Source organism: Streptomyces sp. SudanB182_2057 (assembly GCF_964272715.1).
Classification (GTDB): Bacteria; Actinomycetota; Actinomycetes; order Streptomycetales; family Streptomycetaceae; genus Streptomyces; species Streptomyces rubradiris.
The window spans coordinates 5,472,379-5,496,332 of sequence record NZ_OZ186798.1; the positions used below are offsets into that span (position 1 = coordinate 5,472,379).

The window sequence follows — 23,954 nt, forward strand, 5'->3', positions numbered from 1 at the left end:
CGGGACCGCCCCGTGACACCTCTAAACTGACCACCGTGACCGACAACGCTCAGCAGCAGCCCTCAGCGCCCGACACCGAACTGCCGACCCAGTACGCGCCGGCCGATGTAGAGGGGCCGTTGTACGAGCGCTGGGTAGAGCGGGGCTACTTCGACGCGGACGCCAAGAGCGACAAGCCGCCGTACACCATCGTCATCCCGCCGCCGAACGTCACGGGCAGCCTGCACCTCGGGCACGCCTTCGAGCACACCCTGATCGACGCGCTCACCCGCCGCAAGCGCATGCAGGGCTACGAGACGCTGTGGCAGCCCGGCATGGACCACGCCGGCATCGCCACCCAGAACGTGGTCGAGCGCGAGCTGGGCAAGGAGGGCAAGTCCCGCCACGACCTGGGCCGTGAGGCCTTCGTGGAGCGCGTCTGGCAGTGGAAGGCCGAGTCCGGCGGCCAGATCAGCGGCCAGATGCGCCGCCTCGGCGACGGCGTCGCCTGGTCCCGCGAGCGCTTCACCATGGACGAGGGCCTCTCCCGGGCCGTCCAGACCATCTTCAAGAAGCTCTACGACGACGAGCTGATCTACCGCGCCGAGCGCATCATCAACTGGTGCCCGCGCTGTCTGACGGCCATCTCGGACATCGAGGTCGAGTACCAGGACGACGACGGCGAGCTGGTCTCCATGCGCTACGGCGACGGGGAGGAGTCCATCGTCGTGGCCACCACCCGCGCCGAGACGATGCTCGGCGACACGGCCGTCGCCGTCCACCCCGACGACGAGCGGTACAAGCACCTCGTCGGCAAGCTCATCCGCCTCCCGCTGACCGACCGCTCCATCCCGGTCGTCGCCGACACCCACGTCGACCCGGAGTTCGGCACGGGCGCCGTCAAGGTCACCCCGGCCCACGACCCGAACGACTTCGAGATCGGCCAGCGCCACGACCTGCCGTCCATCACCGTGATGGACGAGCACGCCGTCATCACCGTCCACGGCCCCTTCCAGGGCATGGACCGCCTGGAGGCCCGCTCGGCGATCGTCGCCGCGCTGCGCGCCGAGGGCCGGATCGTCGCCGAGAAGCGGCCCTACGTCCACTCCGTCGGCCACTGCTCGCGCTGCAAGACCACCATCGAGCCGCGCCTGTCGATGCAGTGGTGGGTCAAGGTCGGCCCGCTGGCCGAGGCCGCCGGCGACGCCGTCCGCGACGGCAAGGTCAAGATCCACCCGCAGGAGATGGAGAAGCGGTACTTCGACTGGGTCGACAACCTGCACGACTGGTGCATCTCGCGCCAGCTGTGGTGGGGCCACCGCATCCCTGTCTGGTACGGCCCGAACGGCGAGGTCGTCTGCGTCGGCCCCGACGAGGAGCCGCCGGCCGGCGAGGGCTGGCACCAGGACACCGACGTCCTCGACACCTGGTTCTCCTCCGGCCTGTGGCCGTTCTCCACCCTCGGCTGGCCCGAGCGGACCGAGTCGCTCGCGAAGTTCTACCCGAACTCCGTCCTGGTCACCGGCTACGACATCCTCTTCTTCTGGGTCGCCCGGATGATGATGTTCGGCCTGTACGCGATGGACGGCACCCCGCCGTTCCACACCATCGCCCTGCACGGCATGGTCCGCGACCAGTTCGGCAAGAAGATGTCGAAGTCCTTCGGCAACGCGGTCAACCCGCTGGACTGGATGGACAAGTACGGCTCCGACGCCCTGCGCTTCACCCTGGCCCGCGGCGCCAACCCGGGCGTGGACGTGCCGATCGGCGAGGACTGGGTCCAGGGCTCGCGCAACTTCGCCAACAAGATCTGGAACGCGACCCGCTTCGCGCTGATGAACGGCGCGACGGTCCAGGGCCCGCTGCCGGACCCGGCGGAGATGTCCGCGACCGACCGCTGGATCCTCTCCCGCCTGAACTCGGTCGTCGCCGAAGTCGACGCCCACTACGACGACTTCCAGTTCGCCAAGCTCGCCGACGCCCTCTTCCACTTCGCGTGGGACGAGGTCTTCGACTGGTACGTGGAGCTGTCCAAGACCGTCTTCCAGGCGGGCGGCGAGGCGGCCGAGGTCAGCAAGCGGGTCCTCGGCGAGGTCCTCGACGTCACGCTGCGGCTGCTGCACCCGGTGGTCCCGTTCGTCACGGAGACCCTGTGGACCACGCTGACCGGCGGCGAGTCGGTCGTGATCGCCGACTGGCCGGCCGACAGCGGCTTCCGGGACGCGGCGGCCGAGCGGGAGATCTCCACCCTCCAGTCGGTCATCACCGAGGTCCGCCGCTTCCGCGCCGACCAGGGCCTCCAGCCCGGCCAGCGGGTCCCGGCCCGGCTGACCCTGGACGGCACGGCCCTCGCCCCGCACGAGGCGGCCATCCGCCAGCTGCTGCGGCTCCAGCCCGAGGGCGAGTCCTTCACGGCCACGGCGACCCTGCCGGTGGCGGGCGCGGAGGTCGCGCTCGACCTCTCCGGCACGATCGACGTCGCCGCGGAGCGCAAGCGCCTGGCCAAGGACCTGGCGGCGGCCCAGAAGGAGCGCCAGCAGGCCGAGGCCAAGCTCGGCAACGAGGCGTTCCTCGCCAAGGCCCCGGACCACGTCGTGGACAAGATCCGCACCCGCCTGGCCAAGGCGGACGAGGACATCGCCCGCATCACCGCGCAGCTGGAGAGGCTGCCGCAGGCGTAGTTTCCCGCGTGAAAGCTCCCGGTGCCGGTGCGCGCCGGGGGCTTTCACGTGCCCCGTCAGGGGCGCGGGGAACCGCGCGACGGGCCACGACGGACCCGCGGCCGGCCGAGCGGGCAAGCCACCCCGGCCGGCGACACCAAGCCACCGCACCCTTTGTCAGCCGGTCTCCGTAGACTGAGCCCCGTGAGCGACCCGAACGGTACCGACCAGCCCGACCCCCTCGACAGCTTCGACGAGATCATCGAAGCCGAGACCACCCGCGACCCCGACCTCGCGGTGATCGAGGCCGGCAGCCGCACCCTGCGCACCCAGGGCGGCCCGCCGCAGGCCGACGTACCCGCGCGCCCGGAGGACCCCGAGCTCGACAAGGCGCTGCGCGAGGTCGAGGCCGAGCTGGCCACCCGCTGGGGCGAGACCAAGCTGGAGCCCTCGGTCACGAGGATCTCCGCGCTGATGGACGTCCTCGGCGAGCCCCAGCGCTCGTACCCCTCGATCCACATCACGGGCACGAACGGCAAGACCTCCACCGCCCGCATGATCGAGGCCCTGCTCGGCGCCTTCGAGCTGCGCACCGGGCGGTACACCAGCCCGCACGTGCAGTCGATCACCGAGCGGATCAGCCTGGACGGCGCCCCGGTCTCCGCCGAGCGGTTCGTCGAGACGTACCGGGACATCAAGCCGTACGTCGAGATGGTGGACGGGCAGCAGGAGTACCGGCTGTCCTTCTTCGAGGTGCTCACCGGCATGGCGTACGCGGCCTTCGCCGACGCGCCCGTGGACGTCGCCGTCGTCGAGGTCGGCATGGGCGGCTCCTGGGACGCCACCAACGTGATCGACGGTGACGTGGCCGTCGTGACCCCGATCGGCCTGGACCACACCGACCGGCTCGGGGAGACCACCGCGGAGATCGCCGGCGAGAAGAGCGGCATCATCAAGCAGGACGCGACCGTCATCCTGGCCCAGCAGCCGGTGGACGCGGCGCAGGTGCTGCTGAAGAAGGCCGTCGAGGTGGACGCCACGGTCGCCCGCGAGGGGCTGGAGTTCGGCGTCACCGCCCGGCAGGTCGCCGTCGGCGGGCAGCTGCTGACCCTGCGCGGCCTCGGCGGCGAGTACCCGGAGGTCTACCTCCCGCTGCACGGCGCCCACCAGGCGCACAACGCGGCCGTCGCGCTCGCCGCCGTGGAGGCGTTCTTCGGCGTCGGCGCCCAGCGCGCGGAGCCGCTGGACATCGACACCGTCCGCAAGGCGTTCGCGGCCGTCTCCTCCCCGGGCCGCCTGGAGGTCGTCCGGCGCTCCCCGACGGTCGTGCTGGACGCCGCGCACAACCCGGCGGGCGCCGAGGCCACCGCGGAGGCGGTGCGGGAGGCGTTCGACTTCAGCCGGCTGATCGGCGTCGTGGGCGCGAGCGCGGACAAGAACGTGCGGGGCCTGCTGGAGGCCTTCGAACCGATCTTCGCCGAGGTCGTCGTCACGCAGAACTCCAGCCACCGCGCCATGGACGCGGACGAGCTGGCCGCCATCGCCGTGGAGGTCTTCGGCGACGAGCGGGTGCAGGTCGAGCCGCGGCTGCCGGACGCCCTGGAGGCCGCGATCACGCTGGCCGAGGAGGAGGGCGAGTTCGCGGGCGGCGGTGTGCTGGTCACCGGTTCCGTCATCACGGTCGGCGAGGCCCGGCTGCTGCTGGGGAAGGGCTGAGAGACGAGATGCGTACGCTCTGTGCGTCGACCCTGATCGGCGAGTTCTTCATCATCGGCTTCGCCGGGCTGGTCGCCATGAAGGACCCCGACCTGGCGACGTCGACGGTGTGGCTGGTCAGCGGCATCGCCATGCTGCTGTGCGTGCTGCTGTGCGGCATGGTGACCCGCCCGGGCGGGGTGGCCCTCGGCTGGGCCCTGCAGCTCGCCCTGATCGCCTCCGGCGTCTTCGTGCCGACCATGTTCTTCATGGGCGCGGTCTTCGCGGCGCTGTGGTGGGCGTCGGTGCACTTCGGGAGAAAGGTGGACGAGGCGAAGGCCCGCTTCGCGGCGGGGGCGCGGTCGTCCTCCTCCCCGGCTGACGCTGCGTGACGGACGTCCCGGCACGCCCTGTAACCTCGTGCCACCGCACCCGTAAGCCGTGTAAGGAGCCCCTCGTGAGCCAGCGCACCCTTGTCCTCCTCAAGCCCGACGCCGTCCGCCGGGGGCTGACCGGTGAGATCATCGGCCGTATCGAGCGCAAGGCCGGCTGGCAGATCACCGCGCTGGAGCTGCGCACCCTGGACCGCGCCACGCTGGAGCAGCACTACGCGGAGCACGTGGGCAAGCCGTTCTACGAGCCGCTGGTGGAGTTCATGTCCTCCGGGCCGGTCGTCGCGCTGATCGTGGAGGGCGAGCGGGTGATCGAGGGCGTGCGCCAGCTGGCCGGCCCGACCGACCCGATCGCCGCCGCGCCCGGCTCGATCCGCGGTGACTTCGGTGTGATCGTCCGCGAGAACCTGATCCACGCCTCGGACTCGGAGGAGTCCGCCGAGCGCGAGGTGAAGATCTTCTTCCCCGGTCGCGCGTAGGACCCACGGCGGCGGAGAAGGTCCGGGCGGTGCTCCCGGGCCTTTCTCGCACCCCTCGTCCGGGCCCGCCGCACAGTCCGTTCATTTGAGGGAACGCGCGCCCCCGAACGCCCGTCTCCACAAGCGGGGCGGCACGCCATCTGGTGACAATGGCGGAGACCCTCGCGCAGTGTTCGTGGCGGCGCGTTTACGATGGAAGCCTTCACGTCACAGCACCCGCCTCGCCTACCTGACATGCCCTCAAAAGCGCAGGGAGGCCAGATGAATCCGGATGGGGAACTCAATGTCGTTCATCGGCCGTGACATGGCTGTCGACCTCGGGACCGCCAACACGCTGGTGTACGTCAGGGGTCGCGGAATCGTATTGAACGAGCCGTCCGTCGTGGCGATCAACACCAACACGGGTGGGATCCTGGCGGTCGGTTCGGAAGCCAAGAAGATGATCGGCCGGACGCCGGGCAACATCGTGGCCGTGCGTCCGCTGAAGGACGGTGTGATCGCCGACTTCGAGATCACCGAGCGGATGCTCCGCTACTTCATCCTGAAGATCCACAAGCGGCGCTACCTGGCCCGGCCGCGGGTCGTGGTCTGCGTGCCCTCGGGCATCACGGGAGTCGAGCGCCGCGCGGTCATCGAGGCGTCCTCCCAGGCCGGCGCCCGCCAGGTGCACATCATCGAGGAGCCCATGGCCGCCGCCATCGGCTCCGGTCTGCCGGTGCACGAGGCCACGGGCAACATGGTGGTGGACATCGGCGGCGGCACCACGGAGGTCGCGGTCATCTCGCTCGGCGGGATCGTCACCGCCCAGTCCATCCGCGTCGCCGGGGACGAGCTGGACAACGCGATCATCCAGTACATCAAGAAGGAGTACAGCCTTCTGCTGGGCGAGCGCACCGCCGAGCAGATCAAGATCACGATCGGTTCGGCGTACGACCTGGACACCGACGAGCACACCGAGGTCCGCGGCCGCGACCTGGTGTCCGGGCTGCCGAAGACCGTCGTCATCTCGGCGGCCGAGGTCCGCAAGGCCATCGAGGAGCCGGTCAACGCCATCGTGGACGCGGTGAAGACCACCCTCGACAAGTGCCCGCCGGAGCTCTCCGGCGACATCATGGACCGGGGAATCGTTCTGACCGGCGGCGGAGCGCTGCTGCGCGGGCTGGACGAGCGGCTGCGGCGGGAGACCGGCATGCCGATCCATATCGCCGAGGACCCGCTGGACAGCGTCGCGCTCGGCTCCGGGAAGTGCGTCGAGGAGTTCGAGGCGCTCCAGCAGGTTCTGGACGCGCAGCCGCGCAGATGACGTCGCTCCTCCATTCCGCCGTACGAGACGTTCTCCTCTCGTGCGGCGGATCGTTGATATAGAGGCATACGCTCCCCCTATTGGGCCCCTTCGGTTCGCGCGGCGCCATTCGCGTTTTCCGAAGGGCCCGCCGAATTCCTACTTGAGGAAGGGCACGGCCGCCGCACGTGAGGGACACGAAAGAGAGCCGGTTGCTCCTGGTCCTGCTGGTCGCCATCGCGTTCGCGCTGATCACGGTGGACATCCGAGGAGGACGGAACTCCCCGGTCGACGGTGCCCGGCACGCCGCCGCGGCGGTCTTCGGCCCCGTCGAGGACGGCCTGTCCGGTGTGGTCGACCCGGTCGGCGACGCCGTCTCCGCCGTCCGCGACTCGGGCACCCGGCACGACCGGCTCGCCGCGCTGGAGAAGGAGAACGCGGCCCTCAAGGCCGAGCTCGGCAGCGACGACCGCAACCGCAGCCGCCTGAAGCAGCTCGACAAGCTGATGAAGATCGCCGGCGCGGGGCAGTACGCCATCAAGGGCGCCCAGGTCATCGCCATCGGGTCGGCGCAGGGCTTCTCCTGGACCATCACCATCGACGCGGGCGCCGACGACGGCATCAAGCGGGACATGACCGTCCTCAACGGGGACGGCCTGGTCGGCCGGGTCACCACCGTCGGCCCGAGCACCTCCACCGTGCTGCTCGCCAACGACCCCGACTTCACCGTCGGCACCCGCATCGAGGGCAACGACGAACTCGGCTTCGCCTCCGGCCAGGGGGACCGCCCGCTGCGCGTGGAACTGCTCAACGGCAAGGCGGAGGTGAAGAAGGGCGACCGGCTCGTCACCTTCGGCTCCGAGGCCGACAAGCCGTTCGTGCCCGGCGTCCCGGTCGGCGTGGTCTCCCGCGTCGACCCCTCCGGCGGCGGCCTCACCCGCACCCTGTACGTCACCCCGTACGTCGGTTTCACCAAGCTCGACGTCGTCGGCGTGGTCGTGCAGGGCCCCAAGAAGAACCCGCGGGACAGCGTGCTCCCGGCCAAGCCGAAGCCGGTGCCGACGCCCACGGTGACCGTCACGGTGACCCCGTCGGCCGGCGCCCCCGTCCCGGACACCGACGGCACCACCGACACCGCCAGCGACGAGCAGCAGTAGGAGCCGAATCCCATGCGTGTCAACCGGATCCTGCTGTCCAGCGCGCTGGTCGTGGTGGCCCTGGTGCTCCAGGTGAGCGTCCTGGCCCGGCTGCACCTGCCGGGCGCGGTGCCCGACCTGCTGCTGCTCACCGTCCTCGGCCTGGCGATGGTCTACGGCCATGTGGGCGGCGCACTCGTCGGGTTCGGCGCCGGTCTGCTCGCCGACCTGGCCCCGCCCGCCGACCACGCGGCCGGCCGCTACGCGCTCGTGCTGTGCGTCACCGGCTACTTCGCCGGTCTGATCCGGCCGGAGAACGGCCGGCTGAAGTCGGCGGCCGGGCCGATGGCCGTCGTGGTCGCCGCCGCCGTCGGCTCCACCCTGCTCTACGCCGGGGTGGGCGCCCTGGTCGGCGACACCGCCGCCCGCCATGTCGGCCTGCCCGGGCTCCTGTTCTCGGCCGCCCTGTACGACCTGCTGCTCGCCCCGTTCGTGGTGCCCGGGGTGATGTGGCTGGCCCGCCGCGCCGACAACGACCCGCTCACCGAGACCGGCCCCGCCGCCAAGGCCGGGGACATCTCCTCCGGCTGGCTGTCCTCCGGCACCGGCCTGCGCGTCGGCGGCCGGCGCGGCGGCGTCGGCGCGCTGAAGGCCAAGGCCCGCACCCGCTCCGCCCGGGTCGGCCGCATCAAGGGGGTCAAGCGGCTGTGAGCGGCGACGGGCACACACCCGGCAGGTTCACTCGAACGGGTCGGCCGTCCTGGAACGCGAGTTCACAGGCCGGTCGTTCATCCTGCGTACGGGGGCGGCGGGTTCGCACCCGGGCACCCCGTACGCCCATGGCACGCACCGACGTCCGCGCGCGGACGTCCGCGCACTGAGAGGGGGAGACAGCCGCAGTGACCAACATTCCCGAGACCGGTCGGACCCCGCGGGTCCAGATCCGGCTCGTCGTGATCCAGATCCTCGTCCTCTCCCTCCTCGGCACGCTCGGCGGCCGGCTGTGGTACCTCCAGATCCGCGAGGGCGCGGAGTACCAGAAGGAGGCGTCCGGCAACCACGTCCAGCGGGTGGTCCAGCCCGCCGTGCGCGGGGACATCCTGGACGCCCGCGGCGTGCCCCTCGCGGACAACGAGACACGGCTGGTGGTCTCCGCCTCCCGCACCGAGCTGACCAAGCAGAAGGACGGCGGCCGGGCCGTCCTCACCAAGCTGGCCGGCGTCCTCGGCATGAACCCGACGGAGGTCACGCAGAAGGTCCGGCTGTGCGACGCCAAGACCCCCCGGCCCTGCTGGAACGGCTCGCCGTACCAGCCGATCCCGATCACCGACGAGGCCACGCCCCAGCAGGCCCTGCAGATCCGTGAGCGCTCCGAGGACTTCCCCGGCATCACCGCCGAACCCGAGGCCGTGCGCCGCTACCCGGGCCCCGGCAAGTCCAACACCGCGCAGGTGCTCGGCTATCTCTCGCCCGTCACCGACGAGGAGATCCAGCAGGCCAAGGACACCGACTCGCCGTACCTGCGCTCCGACATGGTCGGCCGCTCCGGCCTGGAGCGGACGTACGACAAGGTGCTGCGCGGCAAGGCCGGCGTCACCCGCTACGAGGTCGACAACCTCGGCCGGGTCATCGGCAAGGCCGAGTCGGAGGCGGCGCGGCCCGGTGCGAACCTGGTGACCAGCATCGACTCCCGCGTCCAGCGGGTCGCGGAGTACGAACTGGACAAGGCGATGAAGGTCGCCCGCCAGCAGTACGACAAGATCACGGGCACCAACTACAAGGCCGACTCCGGTGCCGTGGTCGTGATGGAGGCCAAGACCGGCCGGATCGTCGCGATGGCCTCCGCGCCGACCTACGACCCGAACGTCTGGGTCGGCGGCATCTCCGCCAAGGACTACAAGGCCCTCACCGGCAAGGACTCCGACTACCCGCTGCTGAACCGGGCCATACAGGGTCAGGCCGCGCCCGGTTCGACGTTCAAGGTGATCTCCACGGCCGCCGCCGTCGAGGCCGGCTACGCCTTCGACGGGCGCTACCCGTGCACCAGCTCGTACTCGGTGGGCAACCAGGTCTTCAAGAACTTCGAGGGCGAGAACTTCGGCCCCATCTCCCTGGGCCGCGCCCTGGAGGTCTCCTGCGACACCGTCTTCTACTACCTGGCCGACAAGGAGTGGAAGAGGGACGGCGGCAGCAACCCCAAGGGCACCCCGAAGGACTACTTCTACAAGGCCGCCCACCAGTTCGGCCTCGGCAAGGAGACCGGCATCGACCTGCCCAACGAGGTCACCGGCCGCGTCCCCGACCGCCGCTGGAAGCAGGCGTACTGGGAGGCCAACAAGGACGCCTGGTGCAAGACCGGCAAGAAGGACGGCTCGTACGTCGAGAAGATCGCCTACGAGAACTGCCTCGAAGGCAACAAGATGCGCGAGGGCGACTCGATCAACTACTCCATCGGCCAGGGCGACACGCTCGTCACGCCGATCCAGGAGGCCGTGATCTACGGCGCCGTCGCCAACGGCGGCACGATGTACCAGCCGACCATCGGCAAGGCGGTCATCAGCCCCGACGGCAAGACCGTGCGGGAGATCGAGCCGAAGAAGCGCGGGAAGCTCCCGGTCAGCCAGGCCACCCTCAAGGGCATGGACGACGCCTTCGCGGGCGTCATGACCCGTGGTACGGCGGCCTGGAAGTTCGGCGGCTGGCCCCAGGACAAGATCCCGCTGCACGGCAAGACCGGTACGGCGGAGGTCTACGGCAAGCAGACCACGTCCTGGCTGGCCACCTACTCGAAGGACTACACGGTGATCATGACGATCGCCCAGGCCGGTACGGGTTCCGGCGCCTCCGGTGAGGCCGTGCGCAACATCTACAGCGCGCTCTACGGCGTCCAGGGCGACGGCTCCATCGACGACAAGAAGGCGCTGCTGCCCGAGCCGCAGAAGGGCCTGCCCAAGGTCCGCACGGACGGCACCATCGCCGCCCCGAAGATCGCCGGCGACCCGGCGAAGGACACCGAGACCGCCCAGAAGGACAACCCGACCAACGGCGGCGACGACCAGCAGCCCGCGGGCACCACGCCGTCGCCCACGACCGGCAACCGCGACACCCGCAGGCGCCGCGGGCACCGGGCCCGGGGAAGGCGGAGGATGCCCTCATGACCGGCACGAACAGCTTCTCCGTCTCCCGGTACGGCCCCGAACGGCCCGGCTGGGCCAGGCTCTTCGCCCGCGACTCGCTCACCCGCCGGCTGGACTGGCCGATCCTGTTCGCGGCCACCGCGCTGTCCCTGCTGGGCTCGCTGCTGGTGTACTCGGCGACCCGCAACCGCACCGAGCTGAACCAGGGCGACCCGTACTTCTTCCTGCTGCGGCACCTGATGAACCTCGGCATCGGGATCGCCCTGATGACCGCCACGATCTGGCTCGGCCACCGCGCCCTGCGCAACGCCGTGCCGATCCTCTACGGCCTGTCGGTGCTCCTCGCCCTGGTCGTCCTCACCCCGCTCGGGGCGACGATCAACGGCCAGCGCAACTGGCTGGTCATCGGCGGTTTCTCGCTCCAGCCGGCCGAGTTCCTCAAGATCTCGATCATCCTGGGCATGGCCATGCTGCTGGCGGCGCGGGTGGACGCGGGCGACAAGCCGTTCCCCGACCACCGGACGGTGTTCCAGTCGCTGTGCCTGGCCGCCGTCCCGGTCATGATCCTGCTGCTCATGCCCGACCTCGGCTCGGTGCTGGCCATGGTGGCGATCGTCCTGGGCGTGCTGCTCGCCTCCGGCTCCTCCAACCGCTGGGTGTTCGGCCTGCTCGCCGCCGGGGTGATCGGCTGCGTGGCGATCTGGCAGCTGCACATCCTGGACGAGTACCAGATCAACCGGTTCGCGGCCTTCGCCAACCCGGACCTGGACCCCTCGGGCGTCGGCTACAACACCAACCAGGCCCGCATCGCCATCGGTTCCGGCGGTCTGACGGGGGCCGGCCTGTTCCACGGCTCGCAGACCACCGGCCAGTTCGTGCCCGAGCAGCAGACGGACTTCGTGTTCACGGTCGCGGGGGAGGAACTGGGCTTCGTCGGCGCCGGTTTCATCATCTTCCTGCTCGGGCTGCTGCTGTGGCGCGCCTGCCGGATAGCGCGCGACTCGACCGAGCTGTACGGGACGATCGTGGCCGCCGGGATCGTCGCCTGGTTCGCCTTCCAGTCCTTCGAGAACATCGGCATGACCCTCGGCATCATGCCGGTGACCGGTCTGCCCCTGCCGTTCGTGTCGTACGGCGGCTCGTCGATGTTCGCCGTGTGGGTGGCCGTGGGACTGCTCCAGTCGATCAAGGTGCAGCGGCCGATGTCGGCGTAGACCTCCCGGTGGCGGCGGTGCCCTCTGCCGCGGGGGCGTCGCCGCCACTAGATTCGGTACATGGCGGACACGAAACGCGAGATCGAGCGCAAGTACGAAGCCGACGGAGATCTGCCCGACCTGCCCGACCTGACCGGCGTCGGTCCGGTGGCCGCCGTCCTCGACCGGGGCGTGGCCGAACTGGACGCCACGTACTACGACACCGCCGACGAACGCCTGGCCGGTGACTCGCTCACGCTGCGCCGGCGCACCGGGGGCTCGGACGCCGGGTGGCACCTGAAGTTCCCCGTCGCCCCCGGGGTCCGCGACGAGATCCGGGCCCCGCTCGGCGACAGCGTGCCCGAGGAGATCGCCGCCCTCGTCCGCTCCCGGGTCCGCGACCGCGCGCTGGTGCCGCTGGTCCGGCTGCGCTCGGCGCGGGACGTGCGGCACCTGGTCGACGCGCGGGGCGCCCTGCTGGCCGAGGCGAGCGTCGACACCGTGACCGCCGAGCGGCTGACCGGCCCCGGCGGGACCGCCCGGTGGACCGAGATCGAGGTCGAACTGGCCGACGGCGGTGACCCGGCCCTGCTCGACCGGCTGGAGAAGCGGCTGCGCCAGGCCGGGGTCCGGCCGTCCGCCGCCGCGTCGAAGCTCGCCCGCGCCCTGGCGGAGACCGCGCCGGACCCCGGGAAGCCGGCCGGACCCGCCGCGCCCGCGACCGCCGGCGACCATGTCCTCGCCTATCTGCGCGCCCAGCGGGACGCGCTGGTCGCGCTCGACCCCGCCGTGCGCCGCGGGGTCCCCGACTCGGTGCACCGGATGCGGGTCGCCACCCGCCGCGCCCGCGCCACCCTGCGCAGCTTCACCGGCGTCCTCGACCGGGCCGTCACCGGCCCCGTGGGCGCCGAGCTGAAGTGGCTCGCGGGCGAGCTGGGCGTCGAACGCGACCGGGAGGTGCTGGCCGACCGGCTGACGAGCGCTCTCGACGCGCTCCCGCCCGCCCTGGTCACCGGTCCCGTCCCGGAACGGCTCACCGCCTGGGCCGAGGCCCGCCACGGCACCCACGCCCATCTGACCGGCGTCCTGGACTCCCGGCGTTATCTGGCCCTGCTCGACGCCTTGGACGCCCTGCTCGCCGACCCTCCGCTGCGCGCGGCGGCCGGACGCAAACCGCGGAAGGCGCTCACCAAGGCCGTACGCAAGGACGAGCGGAAGCTGGCGGCCCTGATGGAGCACGCGCTCGCGCTGCCGCCGGGACCGGAGCGCGACCGCGCGCTGCACGAGGCCCGCAAGAAGGCCAAGCGCACCCGCTACGCCGCCGAGGCCGCCACCGACGCCCTGGGCCGCCCCGCCCGTGCCCTCACCAAGGCCATGAAGGGCCTGACCACCCTGCTCGGCGACCACCAGGACGGCGTCATGGCCCGGCACACCCTGCGCGAGCTGGCCGCGGTGGCCCACGCGGCGGGGGAGAGCGCGTTCACCTACGGGCTGCTGTACGGCGGGGAGGAGGCCCGCGCGGCCCGGTTGGAGGCGGAGCTGGAGGGGCGGTGGAAGAAGATCGCCGACGGGCTGCCCGGCTGAGCGTGCGGGGCGACCCGCCGGGCGGGTTAGGCTTGATGGTCCCCCCTGTCAGCTCATGAAGGTTCGCGAGATGCCTGTCGAGTCGGTTTTCCCGCAGCTCGAAGCTCTGCTCCCGCACGTGCAGAAGCCGATCCAGTACGTCGGCGGAGAGCTCAACTCCACGGTCAAGCCGTGGGACGAGTGCGATGTCCGGTGGGCGCTCATGTACCCGGACGCGTACGAGGTGGGTCTGCCCAACCAGGGCGTCATGATCCTCTACGAGGTCCTCAACGAGCAGGAGGGCGTCCTCGCCGAGCGCACCTACAGCGTCTGGCCGGACCTGGAGGCGCTGATGCGGGAGCACGGCGTCCCGCAGTTCACGGTGGACAGCCACCGCCCGGTCAAGGCGTTCGACGTGTTCGGCCTCAGCTTCTCCACGGAGCTGGGCTACACGAACATGCTCGCCGCGCTGGACCTGGCGGGCATCCCGCTGGAGTCCCGGGACCGCACCGAGGACGACCCGATCGTCCTGGCCGGCGGTCACGCGGCCTTCAACCCGGAGCCGATCGCCGACTTCATCGACGCGGCCGTGATCGGCGACGGCGAGCAGGCCGTCCTCGACATGACCCGGATCATCCGCGAGTGGAAGGCCGAGGGCCGCCCCGGCGGCCGCGAGGAGGTGCTGTTCCGCCTCGCGAGGACGGGCGGGGTGTACGTCCCGGCGTTCTACGACGTGGAGTACCTGCCGGACGGCCGGATCGCCCGTGTGGTGCCCAACCGTTCCGGCGTGCCGTGGCGGGTGTCCAAGCACACGGTGATGGACCTGGACGAGTGGCCGTACCCGAAGCAGCCCCTGGTGCCGCTCGCGGAGACCGTCCACGAGCGGATGTCCGTGGAGATCTTCCGCGGCTGCACGCGCGGCTGCCGCTTCTGCCAGGCCGGCATGATCACCCGTCCGGTGCGCGAGCGTTCCATCACGGGCATCGGCGAGATGGTCGACAAGGGCCTGAAGGCGACCGGTTTCGAGGAGGTGGGCCTGCTGTCCCTGTCCTCGGCCGACCACAGCGAGATCGGCGACGTCGCCAAGGGCCTCGCGGACCGGTACGAGGACGACAAGATCGGTCTGTCCCTGCCCTCCACCCGCGTGGACGCCTTCAACATCGACCTGGCCAACGAGCTGACCCGCAACGGCCGCCGGTCCGGTCTGACCTTCGCCCCCGAGGGCGGCTCGGAGCGCATCCGCAAGGTCATCAACAAGATGGTCTCGGAAGAGGACCTGATCCGTACGGTCGCGACGGCGTACGGCAACGGCTGGCGCCAGGTGAAGCTGTACTTCATGTGCGGCCTGCCGACGGAGACCGACGACGACGTCCTCCAGATCGCCGACATGGCCACCCGCGTGATCCAGAAGGGCCGCGAGGTCTCCGGCTCCAACGACATCCGCTGCACGGTCTCCATCGGCGGCTTCGTGCCCAAGCCGCACACCCCCTTCCAGTGGGCGCCGCAGCTGTCGGCCGAGGAGACGGACGCGCGCCTGGCCAAGCTGCGCGACAAGATCCGCGGCGACAAGAAGTACGGCCGCTCGATCGGCTTCCGCTACCACGACGGCAAGCCCGGCATCGTGGAGGGCCTGCTCTCCCGCGGCGACCGCCGCATCGGCGCGGTGATCCGCGCGGTGTACGACGACGGCGGCCGGTTCGACGGCTGGCGCGAGCACTTCTCCTACGACCGCTGGATGGCGTGCGCGGACAAGGCCCTCGCCCCCTTCGGCGTGGACGTCGACTGGTACACCACCCGGGAGCGCGCCTACGAGGAGGTCCTGCCCTGGGACCACCTCGACTCCGGCCTGGACAAGGACTGGCTCTGGGAGGACTGGCAGGACGCCCTCGACGAGACCGAGGTCGAGGACTGCCGCTGGACGCCGTGCTTCGACTGCGGTGTCTGCCCCCAGATGGACACCCACATCCAGATCGGCCCGACGGGCAAGAAGCTGCTGCCCCTGACGGTGAAGAACGCGGGTCCGACACCGGCGGCGAGCGGCCACTCGCACTGAGGCCGCCCGCGCCCCGCGTCCGCGTGGCCCCTGAGCCCCCTTCCCGGCCGGGAAGGGGGCTCAGCGGCGTCCGGTGGCGTACAAGCGGGTCCGGTGCCCGGCCGGTCGCGGCGCGTTGTCTTGTCCGCGCGAGGGGCCGCTGTTAGTCCTTGGGCACTCGACGCCAGGGAGCACGCCCGTGTACCAAGAGCCTCCTGCCCCCGTTCCGCCGCGTTCCCGTGTCCGGGCCTTCACCTGCGCCGCCGTGGCCGCCGTGCTGGTTTCGCTCACCGCCGCGACGGCTCCGCCCGACGCCGGTCCCCGGACCGCGGCCGACCCGGCGGCCGTGGTCCGGGAGTGGAACGCCATCGCCACCGACACGATCACGACGAGCCTCGGCCCGCGCCCCTCCGGGCAGGCGGCGATCTGGCAGGGGTTCGTCTCCGTCGCCGTGTACAACGCCGTGGTGGGGATCGAAGGCGGCTACGCCCTGTACAAGTGGCGTGAGCACGGCCCGGCCGGGGCATCCTCCGCGGCGGCCGCCGCCACCGCGGCCCACGACGTACTGCTCGCGTACTTCCCCGCCTTCGAGGAGCGGCTCGACACCGCCTACGCGGACTCGCTCGCCGCCCTCCCGGCCGGTCCCGCCCGGGACCGGGGCGTGCGCTACGGCGAGCGCGCCGCCGCCCGCGTCATCGAACTCCGGGAAGGGGACGGCAGGTTCGCGGACGTCCCGTACACCGCTTCTCCGGCACCGGGCGTCTGGCGGCCCACCCCGCCCGCCTTCCAGCCCTTCATCGACACCTGGCTCGCCAGGCTCCGCCCCCTGCTGCTCACCTCGCCGCGGCAGTTCCGCCCCGGCGGACCGCCCGCGCTGTCCTCGGCCGCCTACGCCGAGGACGTCCGGGAGCTGAAGGTCATGGGCGCGAAGACCGGTTCGGGCAGGACCGCGCGGCAGACCGAGACCGCCCTCTTCTTCGGCGGCAACCTGGTCGCGCAGGTCCAGGCGGCCGTACGGGACCACGCCGCCCGGCACCGGCTCGGCATCGCCCGGACGGCCCGGCTGTTCGCCGCCGTGAACGCGGCGGCGACCGACGCCGTCGTCACCGCGTGGGACGCCAAGCTCCACTACGCCTTCTGGCGGCCGATCACCGCCATCCGCCTCGCCGGCACCGACGGCAACCCCGCGACGACGCCCGACCCGGACTGGGAGCCCCTGCTCCCCACCCCGCCGCACCCCGACTACCTCGCCGGCCACACGACCGTCGCCGCCGCCGTGGTGCGCGCCCTGACCGGTGTCCTCGGCACCTCGCGCATCGACCTCGACGTCCCCTCCGAGGTCACCGGCACCACCCGGTACTACCGGAGCGCCGACGACCTCAACCGGGATGTCGTCGACGCCCGCGTGTGGGCCGGCGTGCACTCCCGCACGGCGGACGCCGACGGCCGCCGGGCCGGCACCCGCCTGGCCGCCTGGGCGCTGGAGCGCTACTTCCGGCCGGTCGCCGGGCACGGCACCGCCGGCTGAACCAGGGAGCCGGACGGCACGGCACTGTGTCGCGGTGAACATGACAGTGCCGCATCCGATCGGCCGGTCCGTGCGTCTTTCCGGGCATGGATCTTCAGAAGTCGCCGGAGCCGCGCCGGGAGCCCGCAGGGTGCCTCGTCGTCGCCGTCCGCCTGCCCGTGCGGATCGTCGTCCTGGTGCTGGTCGTGCCGGTGCGGATGGTGTGGGACGCGCTCGTCGTCACCGGGCGGCTTCTGCGGGACACCGTGCTCAAACCACTCGGACGGGCCCTTCTGTGGATCGGCAGGGCCCTGTTCGTCTGGCCCTTCGTGGCCCTGTGGCGGTACCTCCTGGTCCCCTTCGGCAGGGCGCTCGCCTGGCTCGGCCGGGTCCTCGTCGTCGTACCGGCCGTATGGTGCTACCGGTACGTCCTCACCCCCGTCGGACACGCCCTCGTCCGGATGGCGCGCGGGATCGGCGCCGGGCTCGCGTGGGTGTACGCGCGCGTGCTGGTGCCCGTCGGGCGGGCGCTGGCCTGGCTGGCGCGGTACCTCGTCGTCGTCCCCGCGCGGTGGCTCCACACCTGGTTCCTCGCCCCTGTGGGCCGGGCCGTCGCCTGGTGCGCGCGAGGACTCGCCTGGCTGCTGGGCCTCCTCGTCACCGGGATCGGCCTGGCCCTGTACTGGACCGCCCGGGTGCTGTTCGTCCTGCCCGCGCTCGCGCTGTGGCGCTGGGTGCTCGCGCCCGTCGGCCGGTTCCTGGCGCTCGTCGCCCGCGAGGTACGGGACGCCCTCGGACACGCCTGGCGGATCGCCGGGCGGATCTCCCGGGCCGTCGGACGCGCCCTCGGCACCCTCTTCCGGTGGATCGTCGTGGAGCCGGTGCGCTGGGTGTACCGCACCGTCCTCACGCCGGTCGGGCACGCCGTGCGCGCCGCCGTCCTGCGGCCCGTCGCCGCGGGCGTACGCGCGGTGGGGCGGGTTACCCGGGAGGTGGTGACCACGGCCCGCGACACGCTGCGCCAGGCCCGCGCCGAGTTCCGCCGGATGCTCTTCGGCACCCCCCGGCAGCCGGCCCCGGTGGACCGGCGGGAACCCGTGGCCCGCGACACACGTACTCTTGGTAGGAGTACGACCGCACTCACGAAGGACTGAGCGACACTGGGCAAGCGACAGCCCGAAGGCCCGCCGCCCGCACCCGCGGTGCAGCGCATTCGCCTGCGCTACACCAAGCGCGGCCGCCTGAGGTTCACCAGCCACCGAGACTTCCAGCGCGCCTTCGAGCGGGCGCTGCGCCGCGCCGAGGTGCCCATGGCGTACTCGGCCGGGTTCACGCCGCACCCCAAGGTGTCGTACGCCAATGCCGCACCCACCGGCACGGGCAGCGAGGCGGAGTACCTGGAGATCGCGCTCACCGCACCGCGCGACCCGGAGACCCTGCGCGCCCTCCTCGACGAGTCGCTGCCCGCCGGGCTCGACATCGTCGAGGCGGTCGAGGCACGGACCTCCGGCCTCGCCGACCGGCTGACGGCCTCCGTCTGGGAGCTGCGGCTGGACGGCGTGGAGCCGGCCGACGCCGAGCGCGCGGTCGAGGCCTTCACCAAGGCCGAGGCCGTGGAGGTGCAGCGGATGACGAAGAACGGCGTCCGCACCTTCGACGCCCGCCCGGCGGTGGTGAGCCTGGAAACGCACGGCGCTCCGGCTGATAGGCCGAGCGACCGGCCCTGTGCGATACTGCGGCTGGTTGTTCGGCACGTGACGCCTGCCGTACGACCCGACGACGTCCTGTCCGGTCTCCGCGCCGTGGCCGACCTGGCGCCGCCGGTCCCCGCAGCGGTGACCAGGCTGGCGCAGGGGCTGTTCGATGAAGAGACCGGCACGGTGACCGACCCGCTCGCGCCCGACCGCGAGGCTGCCGGGGCCCTGACGGCCCAACCGGCCGCCGCCGCGACGGCGCCCATGCCGGAAGGTCCCGCGTAGGGACGGACGTCGTAGCGCCGCCCTCGTACTCGGGAGCCACCTGGGTCGGGCAGCGCACCGACCAGAAGACTTTCGCCAGGCCGTACCGACAAGGCGTACGGAACCGGCGAGACAGGACACAGAGTGCTCCCGTGCGGCGCCCGCGCCCCGGACGGCGGCCACCGCGCATCGCGCGGGCCGCGGACGTCAACGGCGGACGGTCCCCTGAGACCGGCGCCGGACCAGGTGCGGCGCCCGGGAGCCTGACGGGAGATACGCCCGCATGCTCGGACCGAACGAACCCCAAGAGGGTTCCGAACTGAACACCCCCAGCGACACCCTGCCGCCGCGCAGGCGCCGCCGTGCCGCCTCCCGCCCGGCGGGCCCGCCCGCCGCGGCGGCCGAGGCGCCCGCCGAGGTCACCGCGCCGGCCATACCGGCCGCGGAGACCGACGAGGTCGCCGAGGTGGTCGAGGACGGCCAGGCCACCGCTGCCGAAGAAGCGCGGGTGACCGAAGAGCCCCAGGCGGCCGAGGAGACGCCCGCCGCGCGCCCGCGTCGCCGGGCCACGCGCCGGGTGTCGGCGCCCGCCGGTTCGCCGGTGTCCGGCGAGGCCGCCGAGGCCGCCGAGACAGTGGTCCCGGCCGCGACCGCCGCCGAGACGGCCCCCGCCGTCGCTGAGGCCGGAGCGGTCGTCGTCGGCGAGGAGGCCGCGCCGCGCCGCACCCGCCGCCGGGCCACGCGCAGCGCGTCCGCGCCGACCGCCGCCACCGGGACGCCCGCCGCCGAGGCGCCCACTGAGACCGCCCCGGCCGCAGAGGCCGCCGCGCCGGAGACGCCCGCCGAGGCCGCTCCCGCCGCGCGTCCGCGCCGCCGGGCCACGCGCCGCGTGTCGGCCCCCGCCGGTGCGCCGGCCGCCGCCGAGGCCCCCGAGACGCCCGCCCCGGCCGCCCAGACCGCCGCCCCGGCCGCCGCTGCCCCGGAAGCGGCGCAGGAGCCGGTCGCCGAGGAGGCCGTGGAGGAGGCCGCCGAGGCCGCGCCCGCGCGTCCGCGTCGCCGGGCCACGCGCCGTGCGTCCGCGCCCGCCGGTGCGCCCAAGGCCGCCGAAGAGGCGCCCGCCGCCGAGGTGACCGAGCCCGCCGCTGCCGCCCCGCAGGAGGACGCCGTGGAGGAGGCCGCCGAGGCCGCGCCCGCGCGTCCGCGTCGCCGGGCCACCCGTCGTGCGTCCGCGCCCGCCGGTGCGCCCAAGGCCGCCGAGGAGGCGCCCGCCGCCGAGGCGGAGCCGGTTGGGGAGACGCCCGCCGAAACGCCCGTCGAGGAGGCTGCCGAGGCACCCGTCGAGGAGGCCGCCCCGCGCCGTACCCGGCGCCGGGCCACCCGCCGGGTCTCCGCGCCCGCCGGCGAGGAGGCCGCCGAGGCCCCCGCCGCCAACCGGGCCGAGGAGCGGACTCCGGCCACCCCCGCGGAGCCGGAGGCCCCCGTGACCACGCACACCACCGAGCCGGCCGGCGCCGCCCAGGCCCCGCAGATCCCCGAACCGGCCGCCGAGGCCGCCGCGCCGCGCCGCGCCCGGCGCCGGGTCGTACGAGCCGCGTCCGGGTTCGCCGAGCCCGCCCGGCCCGCCGCGCCCAAGGCCGCCGAGCCCGCCGAGGCCGCCGAGCCCGCGGAGACGAAGGGCAAGCGCCGCCCCGCCCGTCCCGCCGTCGCCGTGTTCCAGGCGCCGGTGTTCACCGAGCCCCGGTTCCAGACCCCGGAGCGGGCCGCCGCCGAGGCCGCGGCCGAGGCCGCCGAGGTGGAGGAGCCCGAGGAGCCCGAGGAGTACGCGGAGGAGCGCGCCGAGACCGGTACCCGCCGGCGTCGGCGCCGCCGCGGTGCCGCCGAGGAGACCCGTCCGGTCGAGACCGCCGCCGAGGAGCCGGAGGAGGCCGAGGAGGAGACCGAGGAGGCCCCCGAGTCCGCCGAGGACCTCGCCGAGGGCGAGGAGGGCGACGACACCGAGGGCGCCGAGGGCTACGAGGAGTCCGGCTCCCGCCGCCGTCGCCGCCGGGGCGGACGCCGCCGCCGGCGCGGTGATGCCGCCGACGGCGAGGGCGTGGACGCCGACGCCGACGAACTGGCCGCCGAGCAGGCCGCGCAGGACGCCGAGGACACCGCCGAGCAGGAGGAAGAGGACGCCGAGGAGGGCCACGCCGACGAGCCCGCCGGGTCCAGCTCCAGCAGCCGCCGGCGCCGTCGCCGCCGTCGCCGGGCCGGTGACGGTGGCCTCGACGCCGAGCCGTCCGCCGACGACCCGGAGCGCACCGTCGTCAAGGTCCGCGAGCCGCGCAAGCCCAGCGAGCCGTCCGACGAGGTGCAGTCCATCAAGGGCTCGACCCGGCTGGAGGCCAAGAAGCAGCGCCGCCGGGAAGGCCGCGAGCAGGGGCGTCGGCGCGTCCCGATCATCACCGAGGCCGAGTTCCTGGCCCGCCGCGAGGCCGTCGAGCGCGTCATGGTGGTCCGCCAGCACGGCGACCGCACGCAGATCGGCGTCCTGGAGGACGGCGTGCTCGTCGAGCACTACGTCAACAAGGAGCAGTCGACCTCGTACGTCGGCAACGTCTACCTGGGCAAGGTCCAGAACGTGCTGCCGTCGATGGAGGCCGCCTTCATCGACATCGGCAAGGGCCGCAACGCCGTCCTGTACGCCGGCGAGGTCAACTTCGAGGCGCTCGGCATGTCCGGCGGTCCGCGCCGCATCGAGTCCGCTCTGAAGTCCGGCCAGTCCGTCCTGGTGCAGGTCACCAAGGACCCGATCGGTCACAAGGGCGCCCGTCTGACCAGCCAGGTCTCCCTCCCGGGCCGCTACCTGGTGTACGTGCCCGAGGGCTCGATGACCGGCATCAGCCGCAAGCTGCCCGACACCGAGCGGGCCCGGCTGAAGACCATCCTCAAGAAGATCGTCCCCGAGGACGCGGGCGTGATCGTGCGCACCGCCGCCGAGGGTGCGAGCGAGGACGAGCTGCGCCGTGACGTCGAGCGGCTCCAGGCGCAGTGGGAGGAGATCCAGAAGAAGGCCAAGAGCGGCAACGCCCCGACGCTGCTGTACGGCGAGCCGGACATGACCGTCCGGGTCGTCCGCGACATCTTCAACGAGGACTTCACCAAGGTCATCGTCAGCGGCGACGACGCCTGGCAGACCATCCACGGCTACGTCTCGCACGTCGCCCCGGACCTGGCCGGCCGGCTGTCGAAGTGGACGAGCGAGGTCGACGTCTTCGCCACCTACCGGATCGACGAGCAGCTCGCCAAGGCGCTGGACCGCAAGGTCTGGCTGCCCAGCGGCGGTTCGCTGGTGATCGACCGGACCGAGGCGATGGTCGTCATCGACGTCAACACCGGCAAGTTCACCGGCCAGGGCGGCAACCTGGAGGAGACGGTCACCAGGAACAACCTGGAGGCGGCCGAGGAGATCGTGCGCCAGCTGCGGCTGCGCGACCTCGGCGGCATCATCGTGATCGACTTCATCGACATGGTCCTGGAGTCCAACCGCGACCTGGTGCTGCGCCGCCTGCTGGAGTGCCTGGGCCGGGACCGTACGAAGCACCAGGTGGCCGAGGTCACCTCGCTGGGCCTGGTGCAGATGACCCGCAAGCGGGTCGGCCAGGGCCTGCTGGAGTCCTTCTCCGAGACCTGCGTCCACTGCAACGGCCGCGGTGTCATCGTCCACCTGGACCAGGCCACCGCGAACGGTGGCGGCGGCAAGCGCAAGAAGCGCGGCGGCCGGGGCGCCGAGGCGGCGGAGCCGGTGCACGAGCACGTGCACGAGACCCCCGCCGTGGCCGTGGAGGCCGGCACGCCCGTCACGCCCGCGGTGGAGTCCGCCGCCGAGGTGGCCGCCGAGGCCGCCGAGCCGGTCGCCCTGCCCGCGCCCGACTTCGCGGCGGACGAGGAGCTGTACAGCAGCGTCGCCGAGGCGGAGGCGGCGGCCACCCGTGGCCGTGGCCGCCGCCGGGCGAGCCGCCGGGCGTCGGCTCCGGCCGGCGCGCCGAAGGCGGAGCGGCCCGAGAAGCCGGAGCGGACTGAGAAGCCGGAGAAGGCCCGCCGCAAGGCGGAGAAGGCCGTGGCGGAGCCGGTCGCGGAGCCCGAGGCGCCGACCGCCCAGGACGTCACCGCCGAGGAGGCGGCGGCGCGCCCGGTGCGGCCGGAGCCGGCGCCGAGGCGCTGGCCGAGCCGGCGGCCGTCGAGGACCAGGTGGTCCCGGCGCCGCAGGCCGAGGCCCCGGCCGCCGAGGAGGCCGCGCCCAAGGGCCGTACGCGCCGCCGGGCGACCCGGAAGGCGTCGGCCCCGGCCGGTTCCCCCGCGGGTGCCGAGGCGGCCGTGGTCACCGTGTCCGAGACCGCGCCCGCGGCCGAGGCTCCGGCGGAGCGGCCCGCTCCGGTCACCGAGGCCCCGGCCGAGGCCGAGCAGCCGGCGGAGGCCGGGCAGCCGGCGGCCGAGAGCGCCCCGGCGCCGGCCCGCCCGCGCCGCCGTGCGGTGCGCAAGGCCACCGCGCCGACCGCGCCCGAGGAGGCGGCCGTGGTGGTCGTCCCGTCGGCGGCGGCCGAGGCGGCTCCGGCGGCCGAGGCCCCGGCGCCCGAGGGCACGGCGGCGGAAGCCCCCGTGGCCGAGCAGCCGGTGACCGAGGCAGCCGAGGAGGCCGAGGCGGCAGCTCCGGCCAAGAAGACCGCCCGCAAGGCGGCGGCCAAGAAGGCGCCGGCGAAGAAGGCGGCGGCCAAGAAGGCCACCACCAAGAAGACCGCGGCCAAGAAGACGGCAGCGAAGAAGACGACGGCCAAGAAGGCGACGAAGACCGCCAAGACGGCCGCCGCGAAGTCGACGGCGAAGTCCGCGCCGTCGGCCCCGGCCGCCGACGACTGATCGCGCCGCCGTACAGGGTGTGGTCCTGTCCCCGGACAGGACCAC

14 protein-coding genes and 1 pseudogene are annotated in these 23,954 nt (G+C 72.9%); all 15 read left to right on the forward strand.

Features of this window, described 5'->3' with window-relative positions:
* Window positions 1–35: 35 nt before the first annotated feature.
* The 15 genes and pseudogenes from ACSURM_RS24170 to ACSURM_RS24240 all read left to right on the forward strand — a co-directional run bounded on the left by ACSURM_RS24170 (window position 36) and on the right by ACSURM_RS24240 (window position 23,909).
* Complete coding sequence (locus ACSURM_RS24170; RefSeq protein ID WP_436957863.1) at window positions 36–2,660, forward strand: valine--tRNA ligase; 2,625 nt, start codon at window positions 36–38, stop codon at window positions 2,658–2,660.
* Between the two features lie 183 nt (window positions 2,661–2,843).
* Window positions 2,844–4,355: a bifunctional tetrahydrofolate synthase/dihydrofolate synthase gene (gene folC, locus ACSURM_RS24175; RefSeq protein WP_436957864.1), complete on the forward strand. Its 1,512-nt coding sequence runs from the start codon at window positions 2,844–2,846 to the stop codon at window positions 4,353–4,355.
* A gap of 8 nt (window positions 4,356–4,363) precedes the next feature.
* Complete coding sequence (locus ACSURM_RS24180; RefSeq protein ID WP_436957865.1) at window positions 4,364–4,726, forward strand: DUF4233 domain-containing protein; 363 nt, start codon at window positions 4,364–4,366, stop codon at window positions 4,724–4,726.
* A gap of 65 nt (window positions 4,727–4,791) precedes the next feature.
* The gene (gene ndk / locus ACSURM_RS24185; protein ID WP_030790425.1) at window positions 4,792–5,205 is read left to right on the forward strand and encodes a nucleoside-diphosphate kinase; all 414 of its coding nucleotides are present in this window, start codon (window positions 4,792–4,794) and stop codon (window positions 5,203–5,205) included.
* Window positions 5,206–5,488: 283 nt separating this feature from the next.
* Window positions 5,489–6,508 carry a rod shape-determining protein gene (locus ACSURM_RS24190; protein ID WP_030790429.1) on the forward strand — a complete coding sequence of 340 codons (1,020 nt, stop codon included), beginning with the start codon at window positions 5,489–5,491 and terminating at the stop codon, window positions 6,506–6,508.
* Window positions 6,509–6,675: 167 nt separating this feature from the next.
* Window positions 6,676–7,644, forward strand: a complete 969-nt coding sequence (mreC, locus tag ACSURM_RS24195; protein WP_436957866.1) for a rod shape-determining protein MreC — start codon at window positions 6,676–6,678, stop codon at window positions 7,642–7,644.
* A gap of 12 nt (window positions 7,645–7,656) precedes the next feature.
* Window positions 7,657–8,334: a rod shape-determining protein MreD gene (mreD, locus tag ACSURM_RS24200; RefSeq protein WP_436957867.1), complete on the forward strand. Its 678-nt coding sequence runs from the start codon at window positions 7,657–7,659 to the stop codon at window positions 8,332–8,334.
* A 188-nt stretch (window positions 8,335–8,522) separates the two neighbouring features.
* Window positions 8,523–10,781: a penicillin-binding protein 2 gene (gene mrdA, locus ACSURM_RS24205; RefSeq protein WP_436957868.1), complete on the forward strand. Its 2,259-nt coding sequence runs from the start codon at window positions 8,523–8,525 to the stop codon at window positions 10,779–10,781.
* Complete coding sequence (gene rodA / locus ACSURM_RS24210; protein ID WP_436957869.1) at window positions 10,778–11,974, forward strand: rod shape-determining protein RodA; 1,197 nt, start codon at window positions 10,778–10,780, stop codon at window positions 11,972–11,974. The genes mrdA and rodA overlap by 4 nt, the downstream gene beginning before the upstream one ends.
* A 60-nt stretch (window positions 11,975–12,034) precedes the next feature.
* Window positions 12,035–13,537: a CHAD domain-containing protein gene (locus ACSURM_RS24215; protein ID WP_436957870.1), complete on the forward strand. Its 1,503-nt coding sequence runs from the start codon at window positions 12,035–12,037 to the stop codon at window positions 13,535–13,537.
* 70 nt (window positions 13,538–13,607) lie between these two features.
* On the forward strand, window positions 13,608–15,569 hold the full coding sequence (locus ACSURM_RS24220) for a TIGR03960 family B12-binding radical SAM protein (protein ID WP_436957871.1): 1,962 nt from the start codon (window positions 13,608–13,610) through the stop codon (window positions 15,567–15,569).
* 178 nt (window positions 15,570–15,747) lie between these two features.
* Window positions 15,748–17,076, forward strand: a complete 1,329-nt coding sequence (locus ACSURM_RS24225; protein ID WP_436957872.1) for a vanadium-dependent haloperoxidase — start codon at window positions 15,748–15,750, stop codon at window positions 17,074–17,076.
* Between the two features lie 86 nt (window positions 17,077–17,162).
* Entirely contained in the window at window positions 17,163–18,209 is a 1,047-nt protein-coding gene (locus ACSURM_RS24230) for a hypothetical protein (RefSeq protein ID WP_436957873.1), read from the forward strand.
* A 48-nt stretch (window positions 18,210–18,257) separates the two neighbouring features.
* The gene (locus ACSURM_RS24235; protein WP_436957874.1) at window positions 18,258–19,034 is read left to right on the forward strand and encodes a TIGR03936 family radical SAM-associated protein; all 777 of its coding nucleotides are present in this window, start codon (window positions 18,258–18,260) and stop codon (window positions 19,032–19,034) included.
* 262 nt (window positions 19,035–19,296) lie between these two features.
* Window positions 19,297–23,909, forward strand: a pseudogene (locus ACSURM_RS24240) (Rne/Rng family ribonuclease).
* Window positions 23,910–23,954 lie beyond the last annotated feature (45 nt).